Below are 21,629 nucleotides of genomic sequence, written 5' to 3'. Positions count from 1 at the left end.
TTCCTGGACAGCCCGCCCGCGCTGCCCGACAATCACGAGCGTGACGTCGTCCTTCGAGTTCAACACGTACCCCGCGCGGCTCTCCGACGCGGAGCGCGACAGGGCGCTGCAGGTGCTCCGCGACGGCGTCGCCGTGGGCCGCCTGTCCCACGACACGTTCATCCGCCGCATGGAACTGGCGCTCGCCGCCCGCCGCCCGGACGAGCTGGCGGTGCTCACCGCCGACCTGCCCACGGAGAGCCGGCTCTCCCGCATGGTGTTCGGCACCGTCGAGGCGGTCTCCGGGTTCACCGTACGGCTGCGCAGGGCCTGGCAGGCCGAGAAGCTGCCCAAGCTGCTGCTGCCCCACCCGGCGCACGGCCACCCGCTACGCATAGGCCGCGACCCCGCCAGCGGGCTTCGCCTGAACCACGAGACGGTCTCCCGCGTGCACGCCGAACTGCGCCACCAGGGCGGCATGTGGGTCCTGCGGGACCTCGGCTCCACCAACGGCACGACGGTCAACGGACGGCGTGTCGTCGGCGCCGCCGTCGTCCGCGAGGGCGACCAGGTGGGCTTCGGGCGGATCGCGTTCCGGCTGTCGGCCGGGTGACATCGCGACTGCCTGCCGGGTGACGTTCCGACCGCCGGCCGGATGACATCCCGGCTGTCTGCCGGCTGACTGGAAACCGAGCCCCACCTCAGCTCTGGCCTGGGGATTACCAGTTGTCGATGGCCGGGGCGTGGCTCAAATGCCTTTGCCCTCCATGGTGTTGACGTACCCCCGAAGTCGTGACTGACTGTGCGTACGCCATCTACACCTGGTGAACCGACGGCATCGCATGGGGGAGGTGTGTCCTGCCGCCCCTCCTGCGCTACCCGACCGTCGACGAACTGGGCTCCCGGGCCGCCGCCCTCGTCGCCCGCCGTCCCCGTGACGCCCGGCTGCGCCGGGTCGGCACCTCCCGCGCGGGCACGCCGATGTGGCTGCTCTCCGTCGGCCACGGCAGCCGCCAGGTCCTCGTCGTCGCCGGCCCCCACGCCAACGAGCCCGTGGGCGGTGCCACCGTGCTGCGCCTGGCCGAGCGGGCCCTGGCCGACCCGCGGCTCACCGAGGGCGCCGACGCCACCTGGAACCTGCTGCTGTGCCTCGACCCGGACGGGTCGCGCCGCAACGAGGGCTGGCTGACCGGCCCCTACACCCTCGGCCAGTACTTCCGGAACTTCTTCCGGCCCGGCTTCCTGGAGCAACCCGAGTGGCTGCCCGACGGCGCCGCCGCGGCCGCCCTGCCGGAGACCCGCGCCCTCCTCGACGTCCAGGACGAACTGCGGCCGTTCCTCCAGTGCTCCCTGCACGGCGTCGACGTCGGCGGCGGCTTCGTCGAGCTCACCCACGACCTGCCCGGCCTCGACCGGCGCCTCGCCGACATCGCCGCCCGGCTCGCCATACCCCGCGAACTCGGCGCCTACGACGCCCTGTACTGGCCCGGTCTCGGACCCGCCGTCTACCGGATCCCGCCCCCGCGCCGGGCCGACCTGGCCGCGGCCATAACGGAGGCCGCCGTCGAGTCGACGTGGTTCCACCCGGACCGGCACGGCACCGTCACCGCGGTCGTCGAGGCGCCGATGTGGGGCGTGACGGCCGTGTCGGACGGCTCCCCGCCCGCGGACCGGGACGCGGTGCTGCGGGCCGTCAGCCGCGTACTGCGCCACGACACGGCCCTCCTGCGGCAGGTGCTGGCCCGGATCCGGCCGCACCTCGCCGGCGTGCCCGACGCGGCGCGCCTGCTCGCCCCGGTCGACGACTATTTACTGGTCTGCCCCGGCCTCGCCGACGCCTGGGACCCGGACACCGGCGACGGCACGGCCCACCCCCTCCCGCCCCTGAGCAGCGCCCACCTGGCCGCCCTGCGCATCTCCGGGCGACGGCTCGCGCTGCGCACGGCCGGACTGCTGCACCAGCTCGTGCGGGCCGCCGGCCACGACCCGGCCGGGGCCCTGCCGGAGCTGGACCTGCTGATCGACGAGTGGTGCGCCGACTACCGCGACGGCTGCGGGGCGCGCTGGATCCCGGTGGCCCGCCAGGCGGAGTACCAGGCGCGCGTGGTGCTCTGCGCGTTCGAGCTGGCCGGGCGGCACCCGCGCGCGGGCTCCGGCCCGGCCGAGCCGGGTGTCGGTGTCCGGGGCGGCGGTGCCGACGCGGCGGGGATGACGCCCTGACGGGCGTGTCCGTTCGTCTGCTCGGCTTCCTTCGCTCGGCTTTGTCTACTGGGCTTGCTCTACTGGGCCTGCTCTACTGGGCTTGCTCTACTCGGTTTCCTCGCGCGCGTGCAGCGCCGCCGCGACCACCGTGCGGGACTGGTGCTCGACCTGGTGCTGCAAGGGCACCCAACGGGCGCGGAAACGTTCCGCGAAAGCATCGCTCCAGGTCGCGACGAGTTCCTCCAGCTGCTCCGCCGCCCGGTCGTCGGTCCCGCGCAGCACCCGCCGCAGCATGGCCGCCGCCCGCAGCGGCACCCGCCGCGCGAACGCGTCCACGCTGCCCACGTACGCCCGGGTGCGGTCGGCGGGCGGGGTGTGGACCAGGTCGGCGGCCAGCCCCGGCACCAGTTCCAGCCCCCACCGGGCGGCCCGCAGCAACGGCCCGTCCAGGTCCGCCAGCCGGGGCAGCGCGCCGTCGAGCACCCGCGTCACCTCCAGCGCGTCGCGCTGCAGACGGCGCGCGAGCCGGCCGATCGCCGCCGCCGGAGCCGGATGCGGCGCCGGGTCGTCCACCAAGTCGCTCGCCCACATCGGCACCTCGACCACCGCGGTCAGCCCGCCGTACCGGTGGGCGTGGTACCAGGTGCTGTGCCGCGCGTCGTCCGGCAGGCTCGGGTACGCCGGTCCGGCCTCCGGGGCGGGCATCACGTGCACGCCGGGCCCGGACGCGGGCCAGCCCGCGGCGTCCGACGCGCCGGTCTCCACCGGGATGTGCAACTCGGCCGCGGACTTGGCGAACGGCTCGGCGAGCCCGGGCACGTCCTTCGTCAACTGCACCCAGCTGCCGCCCAGATCCGTGCCGTGCAGGGTCACCTGGAGGTAGGGGCGCAGCTCGTCGATGACGCCCGTCAGGGCCCGCGTCTCGGGCGGCAGCCGGTCCGGCGGCAGCACGGACGGCGCCCACTCCGGCTGCTCGGGGCCGGCGGGGCGGAAGAAGCCGAGGTGGTAGTCGTAGAGGCTGCGCGGCGCCGGTGTCACGTGCAGGCTCGCCCCGTCGGGGTCGGCGCACAGCAGGAAGTGCCAGGAGATGCCGTCGCGCAGCTCCCGCTGCTCCAGCACCCGCCGGGCGAGCGCGAGCAGCGTGCAGGATCCGGTCGGCTCGTTGGCGTGGGCTCCGGCGACCACCAGCACGGCGCGCCGGGCCCGGCCCACGGACATCAGGTGCAGCGGTCTGCCCGCCCGCGAGGAACCCACCTGCCGCAGGGTGCACACCCCGGGGCGTTGGGCGGTCAACGCCCGGGCAGCGGTAACCAGTTCGGTCACCGTCGGGTAGCGCAGCTCCGGCAGGACACTCACCCCCGTCACATCCGCCCGAGTTCGCATTCGCAGTACCCCATGGCCGTGGTGCGGTGTCAAGGGCGCGACGGGGGAGGCTCCAGGGGGCGCCCGGAAGCACTGGCCCGGGCGGCGCGGGCTCAGTCGCCGGTACGACGTGCCCCCTGCTGGTGCAGCCCCCGTCCCGCCAGGGTCAGGAACGCCTCGCCGACCGCCTCGGACAGGGTGGGGTGCGGGTGGATGTGCGGCGCGACGTCGGACGGCTCGGCGTCCCAGCCGACGACCAGCTGGCCCTCGGCGATCATCTCCGACACGTGCGGGCCCACCAGGTGCACGCCCAGCACGCGTCCGCCGCCGGCCTCGGCGACGACCTTCACCATGCCGCCCTGCCCGTGCACCATGCCCTTCGCCACGGCGGTCAGCGGCATGCTGTTGGTCACCACCTCGTGCCCACGCGCGCGTGCCTCGGCCTCGGTCAGACCCACGGCGGCGGTCTGCGGCGAGGAGTACGTGACGCGCGGCACCGTCGCGTAGTCCACGGGCGGGGAGGGCACCCCGGCCAGCGTCTCGGCCACCAGCAGCCCCTCCGCGAACGAGGCGTGGGCCAGTCCGAGCGCCGGCGGCGGCAGCAGGTCGCCCACCACGTGGATCCCGGGCACGGCCGTCTCCAGCCGGTCCCAGTCGGCCGGTACGACGAAACCGCGCTCGTCCGCGGCCAGGCCCGCGGCGGCCAGGTCCAGGCCGTCGGTGACCGGGGCCCGGCCGACCGCAACCAGCAGCCGCTCGGCCACGACCGTGAGCGTCTCGCCCCGGGCCGTGCGCACCTGGGCGCGCACCCCGTCGTCGAGGACCTCGGCGTCCAGCAGCCGCGCACCGGCCCGGACGTCGATGCCGCGCTTCTTCAGACCTCGGGTCAGATGACGGCCGACCTCGGCGTCCTCCAGCGGCACGATCCGGTCCGCGGCCTCCACGAGGGTGACCTCGGCGCCCAGGGAGCGGTGGAAGGAGGCGTACTCCACGCCGATCGCGCCCCCGCCGAGCACCAGCACGGACACCGGGAGCCCGGGCGCGAAGAGGGCGTCGTCGCTCGTCACCACGCGCCGGCCGTCCGGGCGGAGCCCCGGGAGCGTGCGCGGTCGCGAGCCGGTCGCGAGCACCAGCCCGCGGCGCGCGGAGAGGTCCCGCACGCCGGGTTCGCCGTGCACGCTCTCCACGCGCACGGACCGCGGGCCCGTCAGCCGGGCGCTCCCCGCGATCACCCGCACGCCCGCGTGCGCGAGATGCGCCTCCACCCCCCGGTGGTTGCGGGTCACGATGTCGTCGCGGGTGGCCACCAGCGCCGGCCAGTCGACGGTGTCCAGCGTCGCCTTCACGCCCCAGCGTTCGCGCGCCTCGGCGATGGAGTCGACGAGCCCGGCCGCGTGCAGCATGGCCTTGCTCGGGATGCAGCCGCGGTGCAGGCACGTCCCGCCGACCTTGTCCCGCTCGACGAGCACGACCTCCAGACCGAGGGCCGCGGCGCGCAGGGCGGTGCTGTAACCGCCGGTGCCGCCGCCGATGACGATGACGTCGGGTGAGTCCATGCCCTCAGCCTCCGCCCGGCCTTGCCATGAGTCCAAGGCAATGTTCTTGTGGAACCCATGCAGGGCGTTTATGGGGGAGGAACGTTGAGCCTGCGGCAGATGGAGTACTTCCTGACGGTCCTGGAGGAGGCGTCCTTCACCCGGGCGGCGGAGGTCCTGCACGTCTCGCAGCCCGCGCTGTCCCACCAGATCAAGGCCCTGGAGCGGTCGGTCGGCGGCGCGCTCCTGGAACGTATGCCGCGTGGCGTGCGCCTGACCCCGATGGGCCGGGCCTTCCGGCCGCACGCCGAGCTGGCCGTGCGCAGCGCCGCCCAGGCCCGCCGCGCGGCCCGGGCCGCCGCCGGTGCGGAGGGCGGCGAACTCCATGTCGCCGCCGTGCATTCCGTCGCGGTCGGCGTCCTCCCGGACGTCTTCGCCCGCTGGCGCGCCGCCCACCCGCGCGTGCTGCTGCACCTCCACGAGTACGCCACCTCGCAGGCGCTTCAGGAGCAGGTCGAGCGCGGCACCGCCGACCTCGCCGTCGGCCCGGCACCCGCGCACTGGCCGGGCACCGTCGTGCCGGTCGGCGAGGAGGACATCGTCCTCGTGGTGCCCTTCGACGACCGCTTCGCGGGCCGTACGACGGTGACGCTGCCGGAGCTGGCCGACCGCCCCTGGGTGCGCTGCGCCATGGAGCCCGTCGTCCACGGCGAGCGTTTCCTCGACTGGGCGTGCGGCCGCGCGGGTTTCACCCCGCGCACCGCCGTGTTCACCGAGCACACCTCGACGGCGGTACGGATGGCCGCGGCGGGCGTCGGCGTCTGCGTCGCGCCCGCGCCCCTCGTCCGGGGCGCGGTGGGCGAGGGCTGTGTCGTCCTCGTCCCCGACCCGGCATGGCGGCGGACGCTGACGGTCTTCTCGCGCGTCCCCCCGACGGGCGCGGCGGAGGCGTTCGTGGACCTGCTGCGGTCGGCCTGGCCGCGCCCGGCCTTGCCCCTGGGGTCGTACGAGGACTGCTCCCAGGACGGCCCGGCGGCGGTCGCCTGAGCGCAGTCGCCCACCTTCTCCAGCCCTGAGCGCAGTCGCCCACTCTCCCCAGCCCTGCGCTCAGTCGCCCACCTTCTCCAGCAGCGCCACGGGGCGAGCCGCGAACAGCTCCGCCACGCGCGCGTGCCCCGTGAACTCCCGGCCCGCCTCCAGCACGTCGGCCCACCGCCCCGGCGGCAGCGGCAGCCGGGTGTCCCGCCAGCCCCCGGCCTCGGCGAGCCGCAGCGACAGGCGTGTCACGGCCGTCACCACCTCCCCGGACCGGGCGAACGCCAGGCAGTGCCGGGCCGCCGCGCCCTCCGCCGGCAGCGCCATGTACGTCGCGGTGTCGCCGAAGGCCTCCGGCCGTCGCGCCCGCAGGCCCAGCGCCGCCCGCGTCACCGCCACCTTGTCCGCGGAGCCGCCCCCGGACTCCTCGGGCGGGAAGCCCACCGCCCGCCGGTTGTCCGGGTCGACCAGCGCCCGGTACTCGGCCTCCGTCCCCTGGTAGACGTCCGGCACCCCCGGCATCGTCAGCTGCACCAGGGCCGTGCCCAGCACGTTGGCCCGGACGTGCGGCTCCAGGGAGTCCCGGAACGCGGCGATCCGCTCACCCGGCGCCCCGCACGGCCCGGCCGCCACGAACCGCGCCACCATCTCCTCGTACGGCGGCTCCTGCTCGGTCCAGCTCGTGTACAGGCCCGCCTCGCGCACGTGCTTGAGCAGCGCCCCCTGCACCCGCTCGGCGGACCCGGCCGCCGGGCCGAGCCCGAACACCGTCTGCCAGGCCGCCCACGCCAGTTGCGCGTCCGGCACGCCCTCGCCGGTGCGCGTCACCTCGGCGAGCACGTCCGCCCAGCGGTCCGGGCACTCCGTCAGCACGTGCAGCGCCGCCCGGACGTCCGCACTGCGCTTGGTGTCGTGCGTCGAGGCCACCGTCCCGGTCACCGGCCAGTCGCGCTGCACGCGCGCGCAGTACGCGTGGAACTCCTCCGGCGACAGGGCGGGACTCCCCGGGTTGCCGCCCACCTCGGTGGCCGACAGCAGCGGCACGTAGCGGTAGAACGCCGTGTCCTCCACGGACTTCGCCCGCAGCGCCGACGACGTCTGCGCGAACCGCGTCCGGAACTCCACCTGCGCGGGCCCGTCCCCGTACCGCCCGAGCACCAGGTCCCGTACGACGTCCACCGCGCCGGCCTCCTCAGGCACCGCGAAGGCGAGCCGCGCCTCGGCCGCGTCCTCCTCGGTGACCACGGCCGCCGCGTCGACGGACTCGTAGGGCCGGTAGACCTCCATGCGCACCAGCAGCTCCTGGAGCGCGGTGCGCAGCGCCCAGGGCGCGCGGTCGCGCAGGGCGGGCTCCGGCGAGGCCGCGCACAGCCGGGCCGCCACCCGCACCAGGCGGTCCGTCTCGGTCGCCAGCTCGTGCGTGAGGACCTTGTACGCCGCCCGCCGCACCGTCGCCTCCCACTGCCCGCCCCGGTCCGTCTGGGGGGCCGCGAAGCGCCGGTACTGGCCCAGCAGCTCCCCGAACCCGGCCGGGTCGGTGAAGACCCCGTCCACGTGCCGCAGGGCGTCGTAGCCGGTGGTGCCCGCGACGGGCCACGAGGCCGGCAGGTGCTCGCCGTCGGCCAGGATCTTCTCCACGACCGTCCAGCGGCCGCCCGTCGCCTCGTGCAGCCGCGTGAGGTAGCCGTCGGGGTCGGCGAGCCCGTCGGGGTGGTCGACGCGCAGTCCGTCGATCACGCCCTCGTGCAGCAGCTGGAGGATCTTGTCGTGGGTGCCCTCGAAGACCTCCGGGTCCTCCACCCGCACCCCGATGAGCTCCGAGATGCTGAAGAACCGCCGGTAGTTGAGCTCGGTCCGGGCCAGCCGCCACCAGACGGGCCGGTACCACTGCGCGTCCAGCAGGTGCGGCAGCGGCAGGTCCGCCGTGCCCTCGCGCAGCGGGAAGGCGTGGTCGTAGTAGCGCAGGACGTCGCCGTCGACGCGCAGCTCGTCGAGCACCTCGCCCAGCGGGCCGCCGAGCACCGGCAGCAGCACCTGGCCGTCCTGGGCCTCCCAGTCGATGTCGAACCAGCGCGCGTACGGCGACTTCGGGCCCTCGCGCAGCACCTCCCACAGGGCCCGGTTGTGGCGCGGGGACATGGCCATGTGGTTCGGGACGATGTCCACCACCAGCCCGAGCCCGTGCTCGCGCGCGGTGCGGGACAGCGCCCGCAGCCCCTCCTCGCCGCCCAGCTCCTCGCGCACGCGCGCGTGGTCGACGACGTCGTAGCCGTGCGTCGAGCCCGGCACGGCCTCCAGGACGGGGGACAGGTGCAGGTGCGAGACGCCGAGCGAGGCCAGGTACGGCACGACGGCCGCGGCTGCTCCGAACGGGAACTCGGGCTGCAGTTGCAGCCGGTACGTGGCCGTGGGCACCACCGGGTCAGGTCGCTCAGGTGTCATGGAGACGTACGTACCCGCCCCGCCGCCGTTCGTGTCATCCCCCGCGCCAGGTGCGCCGCGCGTCGCCCGGACGAGTGGCTCTTTCCGGACGACGCGGCGACGACACGGCCCCTGGGCCGCCGGCTGGCTACACCGGCCGCTGGAGCACCGTCATGCTGCGGTCCACCAGGGTCAGCCGGTCCCCGGCCTGCACCTTCGGGCCGGTGTCCGTCGGCACGCCCTCCGGGAGCGCCGTGTCGACCACGACCTCCCACTGCCGCCCGTGGTCGACCGGCACCACGAACTCCAGCGGCTTGGGCGAGGCGTTGAACATCAGCAGGAACGAGTCGTCGGTGATGCGCTCCCCGCGCGCGCCCGGCTCGGAGATCGCGTTGCCGTTGAGGAACACCGTCAGCGCCGAGGCCTGCGCCGAGTCCCAGTCCCGCTGGGTCATCTCCCGGCCCTCCGGGGTGAACCAGGCGATGTCGGACAGGTCGTCGTGGGTGCCCTCCACGGGCCGCCCGTGGAAGAAGCGCCGCCTGCGGAAGACCGGGTGGTTCCTGCGCAGCCACACCATCGCGCGGGTGAAGGCCAGCAGCTCCCCGCCCGGGGCCCCCTCGGCGTCCTCGCCGTCCTCCGGCCACTCCACCCAGGCCAGCTCGTTGTCCTGGCAGTAGGCGTTGTTGTTGCCGCGCTGGGTGCGGGCGAACTCGTCGCCGTGGCTGATCATGGGCACGCCCTGGGACAGCATCAGCGTCGCGATGAAGTTCCGCATCTGCCGGGCCCGCAGCCGCAGCACGTCCGGGTCGTCGGTGTCGCCCTCGACCCCGCAGTTCCAGGACCGGTTGTGGCTCTCGCCGTCCCGGTTGTCCTCGCCGTTGGCCTCGTTGTGCTTGTCGTTGTACGCCACCAGGTCGTGCAGCGTGAAGCCGTCGTGGCAGGTCACGAAGTTGATGGAGGCCAGCGGGCGGCGCCCGTCGTCCTGGTACAGGTCGGAGGAGCCGGTCAGCCGCGAGGCGAACTCCGCGAGCGTGCGCTGCTCGCCCCGCCACAGGTCCCGCACGGTGTCCCGGTACTTGCCGTTCCACTCCGTCCACAGCGGCGGGAAGTTCCCCACCTGGTAGCCGCCCTCGCCCACGTCCCACGGCTCGGCGATCAGCTTCACCTGGGAGACCACCGGGTCCTGCTGCACCAGGTCGAAGAACGACGACAGCCGGTCCACCTCGTGGAACTGCCGGGCGAGCGTCGCCGCCAGGTCGAAGCGGAACCCGTCGACGTGCATGTCCGTGACCCAGTACCGCAGCGAGTCCATGATCAGCTGCAGCACGTGCGGGGAGCGCATGAGCAGGGAGTTTCCGGTCCCTGTCGTGTCCATGTAGTAGCGGGGGTCGTCCGTCAGCCGGTAGTAGCGGGAGTTGTCGAGGCCTTTGAAGGACAGGGTGGGGCCCAGGTGGTTGCCCTCGGCGGTGTGGTTGTAGACCACGTCGAGGATCACCTCGATCCCCGCCTCGTGCAGCGCCTTCACCGCCGACTTGAACTCCAGCACCTGCTGGCCCCGGTCGCCCCAGGACGCGTAGGCGTTGTGCGGGGCGAAGAAGCCGATCGTGTTGTAGCCCCAGTAGTTGTTCAGACCCATGTCGACCAGGCGGTGATCGTTCACGAACTGGTGTACGGGCATCAGCTCCAGGGCGGTGACCCCGAGCTCGGTGAGGTGCTCGATGATCGCCGGGTGCGCGAGGGCCGCGTAGGTGCCCCGCAGCTCCTCCGGCAGCCCCGGGTGGCGCATCGTGAGGCCCTTGACGTGGGCCTCGTAGATCACCGTGTGGTGGTACTCGGTGCGCGGGCGCCGGTCGTCGCCCCAGTCGAAGTAGGGGTTGACCACGACCGACGTCATCGTGTGCGGCGCCGAGTCGAGATCGTTGCGCCGGCCGGGATCGTCGAAGTGGTAGCCGTAGACCTCCTCGCCCCAGTTGATCGAGCCGCTGATCGCACGCGCGTACGGGTCGAGCAGCAGCTTCGCCGAGTTGCAGCGCAGCCCCCGCTCCGGGGCGTACGGGCCGTGCACCCGGAACCCGTAGCGCTGCCCCGGCATGATGCCCGGCACGTACGCGTGCCGCACGAACGCGTCGCTCTCCCGGAGCTCGATCGCCGTCTCCGAGCCGTCGTCGTGCAGCAGACACAGCTCTACTCGGTCCGCGGCCTCCGTGAAGACCGCGAAGTTTGTGCCGGCGCCGTCGTACGTGGCGCCGAGTGGATACGCCTCTCCAGGCCAGACCTGCATGGATACGACTCTTTCAGGTGTGCGGCGCCGGTGGGGACGCCTGGGCCCCGAGTCTCCCCGAAAGTGAGGGAACCTCCTATGACTTATCTCCCTCTTACCGAGTGACCAGTGCATACGCGGTATGCCGAACCAGTGGGGCAAACACGTACTCCCGGGGCCGTTGGGGGAGTAGGGGGAAGATGTGCGCAACATAGTGCACCGCCACCTGGGCAAGGTGGTGGCCGGGACGGCCATCGCGGTGGCCGGGACCGCCGTGATGATCGGGATCACCCTGCCGGGCACGGCGGGGGCGGACGCCACGGGGGCCGGGTCGGCACAGTCCGCCCGGCAGGCGGACACGCCGGGCGGGGCGGTGGCGCCGGGCGGGGCGGTGGCGCCGGGAGTCGTCGAGGAGGCACCGGCCGAGGGGGAGAAGGGCGAGGGCCGGGACCCGCTCACCGACGACGAGCTGGAGCGGGCCGGGAAGATCGCCCTCAGCCCGCAGCTGTTCCGGAGCGGCGAGAGCGTCGACGGGGAGCGCGGCCCGCAGCGCCTCGGTATCGACCTCGCCGAACCGGAGGCCGACGAGGTCGGCGACCCGGACGCGCCCCGGCGCGCCGACGTGACCTTCTACGACTACCGGGACGACACCCTCGTCACCCGGACCGTCGACCTCGGCACCGGCGAGGTGGTGCGGACCGGCACCCAGCGCGGTGTCCAGCCGCCCTTCAGCCGTGCCGAGAAGGCCGAGGCGGCCGCACTCCTGATCGCCGACCCGCTGGGTGCGGGCCTGAAAGCCGACTACCGGGACGCCACCGGCGAGGAGCTCACCTCCCCGGACCAGCTGCAGCTCAGCGGCGCCGTCTACCGGGCCGCGCCGGGCGCCCGGCCCGCCGCGCTCGAGCGCTGCGGCGAGCACCGCTGCGTGCGGCTGTTCCCGAAGATCAAGAACGGGCCGTGGGTCGACACGAGGTCGCTGGTCGTCGACCTGAGCGCCCGCAAGGTCGCCCGCCTCGACTGACCGGCCCCTTTCGCTCACCCGTCCACCTCGCTCGCTCCTCCTGTCAGGGAGTCACCTCGTCATGCGCGTGAACAGCACCAGCACGACCCGTACCCGGGCGGCCGTGGGCCTGACCGTGGCCGCGCTCGCCGCCGGCGCCACGGCCGGCGCCGGACCGGCCACCGCCCGGCCGCAGGCCGCCCCCGCGGCGGCCGCGGCCTACTGCGGCGCCGCCCACCGCATCGAACAGAAGCTCTCCACCGGCACCACCTGGCGGATGTGCTGGCGCTACGACGGCAAGGCCGGCCTCGTCCTGGAGGACATCTCCTACCAGCCGAAGGGCGAACCCAGGGCGATCAAGATCCTCAACAGCGCCCGGCTCGGCCAGATCCACGTTCCCTACGACGACGGCAACATCGAGTACGACGACCTGACCGGCTTCGACTTCGCCCAGGGCCTGATGAACCTGGCGCCGAGCGAGTGCCCCGGCGGCACCATCAAGACGGTCAAGGTCCCCGAGGCCGTCACCGAGAACCCGAACGTCAAGGGCCTGTGCACCACCACCCGGTCCCGCGGCCACGCCTACCGCATGCAGGGCGACACCGCGAACAAGGTCTACCAGGCCGCCGGCAAGGACCTCCTCGTCTACACCGTGAACCAGGTCGGCTGGTACGAGTACATGACCGAGTGGCGCTTCCAGGACGACGGCGCGATCACCATGAACGTCGGCGCGACCGGCAGCCTGTCCTGGGACGACTACGACGCCGGCGACGGCCGCGGCTGGCCGATCGGCAAGGGGGCGAAGGCCAAGGCCACCAGCCACAGCCACAACGCCTTCTGGCGGCTCGACTTCGCCCTGGACGGCTCCACGAGGAACGGCGTCGAACAGTACGACTCGACCGTCACCGCGCCCGTCCGGGGGCAGCAGGCCCCCACCACGAAGACCACCCGCACCAAGATCACCAAGGAACTCGCCGGGGACAGCAGGAACTACCGCTGGTGGCGCGTGGTCAGCGCGGCCGGCAAGAACAAGGACGGACACGCCCGCTCCTACGAGATCGTCCCCGGGCCGTCCACCAAGTACCCGGGCCGCAGTTACACCAAGCACGACCTGTACGTCACCCAGTACAACAAGTGCGAGCTGTTCGCCAGCAACAACCCCGGCGACTGCGGGCGCGGAGCCGGCACCTCCGTCGACAAGTGGGTGAACGGACAGGCCCTCAAGCACCCCGTGGTCTGGATGAACATCGGCTTCCACCACATAGCCCGGGACGAGGACCAGCAGCCCATGCCCGTGCACTGGCAGGGATTCTCCATCGCCCCGCGCGACGTCACCGCTATGAATCCGCTCACTCCGGCCGAGCTCGGCCGGCAGAACGGGCACTGGCAGCCGCGCCGTTGAGATTGACCCTGCCCATCCGGCTGCACCGCCGACCGCTCCCGGAGTACCCTTCCTTGATCGTTGACAAGGGGAGTGCTCAGGGGAGCGGAAGGCGGTGCGCGGGTGGGCTCGGGAGGGCTGGAGCTGCCCCCTGGTGACGAGGGTCACGAGGGGAACTCCACAGACGTCCCGACCGGTGCCGTGTCCCTGGCACGGCCGATGGACGCGTCGGGCTCGATCGGTCCGGAGCTGGACTGGGGCGCCGACGCCTGGCGCGAGGTGCGCACCCGCGCCCAGCGGGCCGGGCGGGCCTACATCTGGCTGAACCTCGTCGAGCAGCGGCTGCGCGCGGTCGTCGCCGCCGTGCTGCGCCCCGTCTACGAACCCGTCCACGGCGACGACTGGGTGGTGGCCGCCGCCGGACCCGCCGGGCAGGAGTGGGTGCAGCGCGCGGTCGCGGTCCGCGAGGTCAGCCGCCGCAAGGGCTATCTGCTCGACCCGGCCGACGACAACGTCCTGTCCTTCCTCACCCTGCCGCAGCTGCGCGAGCTGATGGTGCAGCACTGGCCCTGCTTCGAGCCCTACTTCGACGACCGCCGTGACGTCGAACTCGCCCTGGACGAGCTGGAGGTCACCCGGAACGTGGTCTCCCGCAACCGGGCCCTGTCCGAGGCCGTGCTGAACCAGGCCGAGCGGGCCTCGGCCCGGCTGCTGGAGATGCTCGGCGCGGGAGGTGACGTGCCGTCCGCGCGGCGGCTGCCCGTCGACGCGGTCGAGGACCTGGTGGGCGACCGGTACGCCGACGTGGTCGCCGTCCACCCGGACCGCGTGCGGCTGATGCGGCAGTTCCCCGCCGAGGACATCTTCGGCGGCGCCCGCCGCCTCGACGCCATCGGCATCGGCCTCAACCTGCTCGTGCAGAACTTCTCCGGCCGCCGCCTGGTGCGGCTGGCCGGGTCGGGCTGCCGGGTGCGGCTGCTGTTCCTCAACCCGGCCTCCAGCGCGGTCAAGCGGCGCGAGCGCGAACTCGGCATCAAGCGCGGCGAGCTCAGCCGCGCCGTCGAGATGAACATCCTGCACATGCGCCGGGTGCGGGCCAGCCTGCGCGACCCGGGCGCCTTCGAGATCCAGGTCTTCGACGAGACCCCCCGCTTCACGGCGTACCTGGTCGACGGTGACGGGGCGGACGGCATCGCGGTCGTGCAGAACTACCTGCGCCGGACGCGCGGGATGGAGGCGCCGGTGTTCGTCCTGCGCAACGGCGGCAAGGTGGTCAAGTCGGGTGAGGCCGACGAAAGTGGACTCTTCCCCACCTATCGCGAGGAGTTCGAGGTGATGTGGGCGGATTCGCGACCGGTGTCGTGAACTGTTCCCGCTCATCCGGTGCCTCCGCGGTCGTCGTCGCGGCTGAGCGGAACGCGATCCTCTGATTGTCAGTGGTGCATGCGAGGGTGGAGCCCACTGGGGGAACGCACCACAAGAAGGGGGGCCCGCCCATGGGCTGGCACCGGGAGCTGCTGATCGGCTTCGACCTGGAGACGACGGGCACCGATCCGCGCGAGGCGCGCATCGTCACGGGCGCCGTGATCGAGGTCAGGGACGGGAAGCCGATAGGGCGCCGGGAGTGGCTGGCCGACCCCGGGGTGCCGATCCCCGAGGACGCGGTGGCGGTGCACGGCATCAGCAACGAGCGGGCGGCGGCCGAGGGCAGGCCCGCCGACCACGTGGCGGACGCCCTCGCCGACGTCCTCACCTCCTACTGGAAGACGGGCGTACCGGTCGTCGCCTACAACGCGGCCTTCGACCTGACCCTCCTCTCCGCCGAGTTGCGCAGGTACGGCCTGCCGTCGCTGCGCGACCGCCTGGGCGGCGTGGACCCGGCCCCGGTCATCGACCCGTACACGATCGACCGCTGGGTCGACCGCTACCGGCGCGGCAAACGCAACCTCGAAGCGGTCTGCGGGGAGTACGGCGTGGTCCTCGAATCCGCCCACGACGCCATGGCCGACGCCCTCGCCGCGGCCCGCCTGGCCTCCGCGATAGCCGACCGCCACCCCAAGATCGCCTCCCTCGGCCCGGCGGCCCTGCACCGCCGCCAGATCGAGTGGTACGCGCAGTGGGCGGCGGACTTCCAGAGCTTCCTGCGCGGCAAGGGCGACGCCACGGCCGAGGTCGACGGGGCCTGGCCGCTGCGCGAGCTGGCGGACGCGTGAGCCCGCGGACCCGCCGTGCCGCCCGGGGGCGTCGTGCCGCGGCAACACCCCCACGGTCCCGGCTTGCGCATCCACGCGTCAGCCTCGACCCGCAGCGCGAGGTACGTCGCGGTCTCGGAGGCCGGAGGCCCGCGCGACGGGCGGACGGCTTCGCCGGCGCCGGCGGGTTCCCGGTCGACGAGGCGGAGGCAGCGGTCCCGGTGTGCCTCGGTGCGCCCGCTCCACCGCCTGCCCCCAGTACGTACCGGCCACCATCAGGGCCGCCCCGAGGCCGGTGGAGGGCGTGAGGTGTTCGCCGCCGAGGGCGATGCCCACCGCGACGGCCCACACCGGCTCGGTGCCCAGCAGCAGGCTGGCCCGGCTGGCGGAGGTGTGCTGCACGGCCCAGGTCTGGGCCAGGAAGGCGAACACACTGCAGAACAGGGCCAGATAGACCAGCTGGGCCCAGGTCGCCGGGTCCGTGCGGACCAGTGTCGGCATTCCGGGGGCGGCGACCGGCAGGAACAGGGCCGTGCCGACGAGGGTCTGCACCGTCGTCAGCTGCAGGGGCCGGATCGCCCGCCCGGTGGTGAGGCGGCCGACCAGCACGACATGCACGGCCCGGATCAGCGCGGCGCCGAGCATCAGCAGATCGCCGAGGCGCGGCGCGTGGAAGCCGCTGCCGGACATCAGCAGCCCGACGGCCACAACGCACACGCCGGTCGCGGCGAAGAAGGAGGGCGGCAGCGCGCCACGGCGGCCGCCACGGTCGAGGAGCGGGGTGAGGACGATGGTCAGGCTGATGATGAGCCCGGCATTGGCGGCACTGGTGTGGGTGACGCCGTACGTCTCCACGACCAGGACCGCGGCCTGGGTCAGCCCCAGGGGCACACCGGCCCGCAGCTCGTCTCGCGTCCACCGGCGCGACCCGCGCCGTCGGCCGGCGACGACGCCGAGGCAGGCGAGCGCGGAGAGGGCGTAGCGGGCGAACAGCACCAGCAGGACGGGGAGCGCCGCCGTGGCCGTCTGGGCGGACAGATAACTGGAACCCCAGACGATCGCGACCAGGAGGAGTACCGCATCGGTACGGCGGGTGTCGGACACGCGCCTACGGTGCACCGGAGGCGACCATGAAGCCCAGTACCAGACTCTAAAACGATCATTTAGCGGTGCTACATCGTCCCTACACTGGGGGGATGGACGAACGGCAGCTGCGGATCCTGCGGGACCTCGGCGAACTGGGCAGTGTCACGGCGGTCGCCGAGGCGCTGCTGGTGACGCCGTCGGCGATCTCCCAGCAGTTGCGGCTGCTGCAGCGCGCGATCCCGGTGCCGCTCACCGAGCGCCAGGGGCGACGGCTGGTGCTCACCGACGCCGGGCAGGCGCTGGCGGGCGCGGCCGCGGAGGTGGAGACGGCGCTGGCCCGCGCACGGCAGGCCGTCGAGGAGTTCGTCGGACGGCCCGGGGGCGAGGTGTCGGTGGCGGCGTTCCACAGCGCGGGTGCCGCTTTCTTCCCGCCGCTACTGCGGGCGCTGACCGGTCCGGGCAAGCCGGTGCCGAGGCTGGCCGACGAGGACGTGCCGCAGGAGGACTTCCCCCGCCTCACCCGGGAGTACGACGTGGTTCTGGCCCACCGCCTGGACCACGCCCCGCCATGGCCGGACACGGTGACCGTGACGCCGCTGCTGCGCGAGCCGCTGGACGTGGCCATGCCCGCCGGCCACCCGCTGGCCGCCAAGCGTCGTGTCACCCCGCGCGACGTGGCCGACGAGCCGTGGATCACGGTGCACGAGGGGTTCCCGGTCCTGGCGACGATCGAGGCCATCGCCGCCGCGGCCGGCCGCAGGCTCCATGTCGCCCATCGGATCAACGAGTTCTCGGTGGTCGCCGAGGTCGTGGCCGCCGGGGGCGGTATCGCCCTGATGCCGCGCTGGACCATGCGCCCGCACCCGGCGCTCGTGCTCCGGCCGCTCAGCGGAGCACACGCGCGACGCCACATCGACGCCCTCTACCGCCCCGAGCGCACGGCCCGCACAGCGGTCCGCACGGTCCTCACGGAGCTGCGCCGAGCCGCCCGAAGCGTCCAGGACACCCCGTAGGCACTAGAACGGATACCACCGCACCGTCTCGTCCCCTTCCCGCAACGAAGCCACCCGCCGCCGGAACTCCGCCAGCGCCTTCGGGTTGCCCGGCGCGTGCTGGGCCACCCACGCACAACTGGCGGTCTCCCGCGCGCCGCGCAGCACCGAGCACCCCTCCCACACCCGGACGTCCCACCCGTAGGTCTCGGTGAAGGACGCGTACGCCTCGTCCGGAAGCCCGTACCGGTCGTGGGAGAGGGCCATCACCACCAGATCGTGCTCGCGCAGGTCCGAGGAGACGGTCTCCAGGTCGACCAGCACCGGCCCGTCCGGCCCGACGTGCACATTGCGCGGCAGCGCGTCGCCATGGATCGGCCCCGGCGGCAGATGCGGCGTCAGCGCGGCGGCCTGTGCGGCGAACCCGTCCCGCCGCGCGCGCAGATACGCCGCGTCCGCGGGATCGATCGCGTCGCCCGCGAGCCGCAGCCACCGTTCCACACCGCCCAGCAGATCGCGGGGCGGCAGTGCGAAGGGAGGAAGAGGAGTGGCGTGCACGACCCGTAGCAGTTCGGCCAAATCCCGCGGCTCGGCGGGCCGTACGGCATCGGGCAGCCGGTGCCACACCGTCACGGGGTGCCCGTCCACCAGCAGTGCCTCGGGCTCGGCCGCCCGCACCGCCGGTACGCCGGCCTCGGTGAGCCAGGCCGCGATGGCCAGCTCGCGGCGCGCCCGGTCGAGGAGTTCGGCATCGCGGCCCACCTTGACGACCAGGTCACCGGCGGCGAACACCGCGTTCTCGCCCAGGGCGAGCAGCCGTGCCTCCCGGGCGGCGCCGGGCAGCACCCCGGCCGCCGCCAGTACGTCTCGCGCCCGTGCCTCGTCCATCGTCCGCCTCCGTCGTCCCTGCCCGTGCCGTCGTGTTCCGGCCATCCGCCGGTCAGTGTCGCATCGGCACAGGTCGCGGTGCGTGCGCGGTGCCTTGACGAGGCACACCCCCTTCACGACCATGACGTGGCCAGTCGAGCCGTGCAAAGGGGCTGATTCCGTGACATCGGTGACCGAGGCTCCGCCACCGAGGAAACCGGCGGAACGCCGGCCCGGCGAGGACCGCCCCCGGCGGACCCTCGACCACGGCGCCTGGTTCCTGGTGCTCCCCGCCCTGATCCCCATCCTCGTCCTCAGCGTCGGCCCGCTGCTCTACGGCATCCTGCTGGCCTTCACCGACGCCCAGTCGGGCCGCACCGAGCCCACCCGGTGGATCGGCGGCCTCAACTTCCGCGACCTGCTGCACGACACGCTGTTCTGGGAGTCGTTCCGGGTCGGGCTGGTGTGGGCGGTCGGCGTGACCGTGCCGCAGTTCCTGCTCGCCCTCGGCCTCGCCCTGCTGCTCGACCAGGACCTGCGGCTGCGCTGGGCGGCCCGCGCCCTGGCGATCATCCCGTGGGCCATGCCCGAGGTCGTCGTCGGCATCATGTGGCGGCTCGTCTACAACCCGGACGCGGGCATCCTCAACGAGACCCTGCGCGACCTGGGTCTGGGCGGCGGCCGCGACTGGCTCAGCGGGCTGGCCACCGCGCTGCCCGCCGTGATCGTCGTCGGCGTCTGGGCGGGCATGCCGCAGACGACGGTCGCGCTGCTCGCCGGGCTGCAGAACACCCCGCGCGAACTGCACGAGGCCGCCGCCGTCGACGGCGCGGGCGCCTGGCGCCGCTTCCGCACGGTCACCTGGCCCGCCCTGAGACCCATCGCCCTCGCCATCACCGCGCTCAACCTCATCTGGAACTTCAACTCCTTCGCCCTGGTGTACGTGCTCACCAACGGCGGCCCCGGCGGCCGGACGCGGCTGCCCATGCTCTTCGCCTACGAGGAGGCGTTCCGCTACGGGCAGTTCGGTTACGCGGCGGCGATGGGCTGCGTGATGGTGGCCGTGATCTCGATCGCCCTGGCCGTCTTCCTGGCCGGCCGTCTGAAGGGAGGTGACGACGCGTGAGGACCGGCATCCCGGCCCGCGTCGGCCAGTACACCGCGCTGCTCGCCTACCTCGTCTTCCTCGCCTTCCCGTTCCTGTGGCTGCTGTCCATCGCGTTCAAGCCGCCGCGCGAGCTGGGCAGCCTGCATCCGACGTGGATCCCCGAGGACCCGACCCTCGCCAACTTCCGGCAGGCCTTCGACGAGCAGCCGCTGCTGCACGCGGCCCTCAACTCCCTGCTGGCCGCGCTCGGAGCGGCCCTGATCGCCGTGCTCGTCGCGACGCCGATGGCCTACGTCGTCGCCCGCCGCCGCACCCGGCTCGCCAAGGCGGTGACGGGCTGGGTGGTGGTCAGCCAGGCGTTCCCGTTCGTGCTGCTGATCATCCCGCTGTTCCTCGTGCTGAAGCACCTCAAGATGATCAACTCCGTGCCGGGTCTGGTGCTGGTGTACGTGGTGTGGGCGCTGCCGTTCGTGCTGTGGATGCTCGCGGGCTATGTGCGGGCCGTGCCGCGCGAGTTGGAGGAGGCCGCGGCGGTCGACGGGGCCGGCCGGGTGCGGACGCTGGTGTCGGTGACCGCGCCGCTGCTCGCGCCGGGCATCGTGGCGACCGGGCTGTTCGCGTTCGTCACCGCCTGGAACGAGTTCTTCTTCGCGCTCGTCCTGCTCAAGACACCGGAGAAACAGACTCTTCCCGTGGTGCTCACCCACTTCATCGGCGCCGAGGGCGTCGCCGATCTCGGCCCGCTCGCGGCGGCCGCGGTCCTCGCCACCCTGCCCTCGCTGGTCGTCTTCGCGCTCATCCAGCGGCGCATCACGGGCGGCATGCTCACCGGGGCGGTGAAGAGCTGATGCGCGCCCGCCTGCTGGCCCTGGTCCTGCTGCTGCTCCTCGCCGGCTGCTCCTCCGGCGGCACCCGCGACGACGGCCGGATCACCCTGCGCTTCCAGTCCCTGGCCTGGCAGGAGGAGTCCGTCGAGGCCAACAAGGAGCTGGTGGCGGAGTGGAACGCCGCCCACCCGGACGTCCGGGTGGAGTACGTGCAGGGCAGCTGGGACAGTGTCCACGACCAGCTCCTCACCGCCTTCGAGGGCGGCGAGGCACCCGACATCATCCACGACGCCTCCGACGACCTCGCGGACTTCGCCTACGGCGGCCACCTCGCCGATCTCACCGACCTGCTGCCCGCTCGCCTCAAGGCCGACATCCCGCAGCGCGGTTGGGAGACGACCACCTTCGGGGACGGCGTCTACGGCGTGCCGTTCCTCCAGGAACCACGCGTGCTGATCGCCAACGCGAGATGGCTCCGGGAGTCCGGCGTACGGATCCCGACCCCCGAGAAGCCGTGGAGCTGGACGGAGTTCCGCCGGATCACCGACCGGCTCAGCGGGCCGGGCAGGTACGGCGTCGCCTGGCCCCTGAAGGACCCGGTATCCGCCACCCTCAACCTCTCCCTGTCGACGGGCGGGCAGCTCTTCCACCGCGGGGCGGACGGCAAGGTGACGGTCCGGTTCGAGGCGGCCGACCAGGTGGTGCCGCGCACCATCCACGACCAGGTGGGCACCGACCGCAGCGCCTCGCCGACCACCCTGGGCAGCGGCGGCTCCGACACCCTGCCGGGGTTCTTCGGCGGCAGGTACGCGATGGTCCCGCTCGGCTTCTCCTACCGCCAGCAGATCGTGCAACAGGCCCCGAAGGGCTTCGAGTGGCGGGTGCTGCCCGCCCCGGCGGGTTCCGGCGGTCCCGCCCAGGGCGTCAGCCCGCAGACTCTCTCCATCGCCGAGGACTGCCCGCACAAGAAGGAGGCGGCGGCCTTCATCGACTTCCTCCTCCGGCCGGCGAACATGGTCCGTCTCGCCCTCGGCGACTGGATGCTGCCCACCGGCACGCAGGCGCTGAAGGACCCCGCCCTGCACACCGCGCGGCACGGCTGGGCGACCGGCACCGCCCTCGCGGCGCATCTGCGCCCGGCCCCTGCCCAGTCGGTGCGGGGCTACCCCGAGTGGAAGGACAAAGTGGCGACACCGGCCCTCCAGGAGTACTACAGCGGGGCCATCGGCCTCCGGGAGCTGCGGGAACGGCTGGAGGAGGACGGCAACCTGGTGCTCGCCCGCTACCAGCGCTGACCGGGCGAAAACCCGTTGCCCGGCGTCGCGGGCAGCGCCTAGCGTGCTGCCCGTGGGTATCAACGCGATCTACATCTCCGGTCACAC

At 73.3% G+C, this 21,629-nt stretch carries 17 protein-coding genes; 11 read left to right on the top strand and 6 right to left on the bottom strand.

What is annotated here, in order from left to right:
- The first annotated feature begins 40 nt into the window (after window positions 1-40).
- Both ABZ948_RS21150 and ABZ948_RS21145 read left to right on the top strand, forming a co-directional pair.
- Complete coding sequence (locus ABZ948_RS21150) at window positions 41-592, top strand: FHA domain-containing protein (RefSeq protein ID WP_359761692.1); 552 nt, start codon at window positions 41-43, stop codon at window positions 590-592.
- 245 nt (window positions 593-837) lie between these two features.
- Window positions 838-2,199 (top strand): M14 family zinc carboxypeptidase, encoded by a 1,362-nt coding sequence (locus tag ABZ948_RS21145; protein WP_359761724.1) that lies wholly within the window; start codon window positions 838-840, stop codon window positions 2,197-2,199.
- Window positions 2,200-2,286: 87 nt separating this feature from the next.
- Here ABZ948_RS21145 and ABZ948_RS21140 read toward each other — a convergent pair whose 3' ends face one another.
- Together ABZ948_RS21140 and lpdA are read right to left on the bottom strand one after the other, a co-directional pair.
- Window positions 2,287-3,537 (bottom strand): M14 family zinc carboxypeptidase, encoded by a 1,251-nt coding sequence (locus ABZ948_RS21140; RefSeq protein WP_359761690.1) that lies wholly within the window; start codon window positions 3,535-3,537, stop codon window positions 2,287-2,289.
- 119 nt (window positions 3,538-3,656) lie between these two features.
- On the bottom strand, window positions 3,657-5,099 hold the full coding sequence (gene lpdA, locus ABZ948_RS21135) for a dihydrolipoyl dehydrogenase (protein ID WP_359761688.1): 1,443 nt from the start codon (window positions 5,097-5,099) through the stop codon (window positions 3,657-3,659).
- Window positions 5,100-5,183: 84 nt separating this feature from the next.
- Here lpdA and ABZ948_RS21130 point away from each other — a divergent pair, with 84 nt between their 5' ends.
- Window positions 5,184-6,125, top strand: a complete 942-nt coding sequence (locus ABZ948_RS21130; RefSeq protein ID WP_359761686.1) for a LysR family transcriptional regulator — start codon at window positions 5,184-5,186, stop codon at window positions 6,123-6,125.
- Window positions 6,126-6,185: 60 nt separating this feature from the next.
- On the opposite strand, the gene treY is transcribed toward ABZ948_RS21130, so the two are convergent.
- Together treY and glgX are read right to left on the bottom strand one after the other, a co-directional pair.
- Complete coding sequence (treY, locus tag ABZ948_RS21125; protein WP_359761684.1) at window positions 6,186-8,555, bottom strand: malto-oligosyltrehalose synthase; 2,370 nt, start codon at window positions 8,553-8,555, stop codon at window positions 6,186-6,188.
- 127 nt (window positions 8,556-8,682) lie between these two features.
- A complete protein-coding gene (gene glgX / locus ABZ948_RS21120) occupies window positions 8,683-10,815 on the bottom strand; it encodes a glycogen debranching protein GlgX (protein ID WP_359761682.1) in 2,133 nt (710 codons plus the stop codon).
- Between the two features lie 181 nt (window positions 10,816-10,996).
- Here glgX and ABZ948_RS21115 point away from each other — a divergent pair, with 181 nt between their 5' ends.
- The 4 genes from ABZ948_RS21115 (at window position 10,997) to ABZ948_RS21100 (ending at window position 15,388) form a co-directional block, all read left to right on the top strand.
- Window positions 10,997-11,815, top strand: a complete 819-nt coding sequence (locus ABZ948_RS21115) for a Tat pathway signal sequence domain protein (RefSeq protein WP_359761680.1) — start codon at window positions 10,997-10,999, stop codon at window positions 11,813-11,815.
- Window positions 11,816-11,876: 61 nt separating this feature from the next.
- On the top strand, window positions 11,877-13,196 hold the full coding sequence (locus ABZ948_RS21110; protein WP_359761678.1) for a copper amine oxidase: 1,320 nt from the start codon (window positions 11,877-11,879) through the stop codon (window positions 13,194-13,196).
- Between the two features lie 102 nt (window positions 13,197-13,298).
- A complete protein-coding gene (locus tag ABZ948_RS21105; protein ID WP_359761676.1) occupies window positions 13,299-14,540 on the top strand; it encodes a DUF5919 domain-containing protein in 1,242 nt (413 codons plus the stop codon).
- Window positions 14,541-14,671: 131 nt separating this feature from the next.
- The gene (locus ABZ948_RS21100) at window positions 14,672-15,388 is read left to right on the top strand and encodes a 3'-5' exonuclease (RefSeq protein WP_359761675.1); all 717 of its coding nucleotides are present in this window, start codon (window positions 14,672-14,674) and stop codon (window positions 15,386-15,388) included.
- 78 nt (window positions 15,389-15,466) lie between these two features.
- Here ABZ948_RS21100 and ABZ948_RS21095 read toward each other — a convergent pair whose 3' ends face one another.
- Window positions 15,467-16,471: a DMT family transporter gene (locus ABZ948_RS21095; RefSeq protein WP_359761673.1), complete on the bottom strand. Its 1,005-nt coding sequence runs from the start codon at window positions 16,469-16,471 to the stop codon at window positions 15,467-15,469.
- Between the two features lie 92 nt (window positions 16,472-16,563).
- Between ABZ948_RS21095 and ABZ948_RS21090 the strand changes: the two genes are divergently transcribed.
- Complete coding sequence (locus ABZ948_RS21090) at window positions 16,564-17,466, top strand: LysR family transcriptional regulator (RefSeq protein ID WP_359761671.1); 903 nt, start codon at window positions 16,564-16,566, stop codon at window positions 17,464-17,466.
- A gap of 3 nt (window positions 17,467-17,469) precedes the next feature.
- Here ABZ948_RS21090 and ABZ948_RS21085 read toward each other — a convergent pair whose 3' ends face one another.
- Complete coding sequence (locus ABZ948_RS21085) at window positions 17,470-18,333, bottom strand: phosphotransferase enzyme family protein (protein ID WP_359761669.1); 864 nt, start codon at window positions 18,331-18,333, stop codon at window positions 17,470-17,472.
- Between the two features lie 160 nt (window positions 18,334-18,493).
- Between ABZ948_RS21085 and ABZ948_RS21080 the strand changes: the two genes are divergently transcribed.
- From ABZ948_RS21080 to ABZ948_RS21070, 3 genes are read left to right on the top strand one after another with little or no spacing between them, the layout of a single operon-like run.
- Window positions 18,494-19,438 (top strand): carbohydrate ABC transporter permease, encoded by a 945-nt coding sequence (locus ABZ948_RS21080; protein WP_359761667.1) that lies wholly within the window; start codon window positions 18,494-18,496, stop codon window positions 19,436-19,438.
- Entirely contained in the window at window positions 19,435-20,268 is an 834-nt protein-coding gene (locus ABZ948_RS21075; protein ID WP_359761665.1) for a carbohydrate ABC transporter permease, read from the top strand. The genes ABZ948_RS21080 and ABZ948_RS21075 overlap by 4 nt, the downstream gene beginning before the upstream one ends.
- Window positions 20,268-21,542 carry an ABC transporter substrate-binding protein gene (locus ABZ948_RS21070; protein ID WP_359761663.1) on the top strand — a complete coding sequence of 425 codons (1,275 nt, stop codon included), beginning with the start codon at window positions 20,268-20,270 and terminating at the stop codon, window positions 21,540-21,542. The genes ABZ948_RS21075 and ABZ948_RS21070 overlap by 1 nt, the downstream gene beginning before the upstream one ends.
- Window positions 21,543-21,629 lie beyond the last annotated feature (87 nt).

Origin of the sequence: Streptomyces olindensis (assembly GCF_040645895.1) — a bacterium.
Lineage (GTDB): Bacteria > Actinomycetota > Actinomycetes > Streptomycetales > Streptomycetaceae > Streptomyces > Streptomyces olindensis.
Note: the sequence above shows the minus strand (reverse complement) of the source record. Positions and strands in the feature narration are given on the sequence as shown.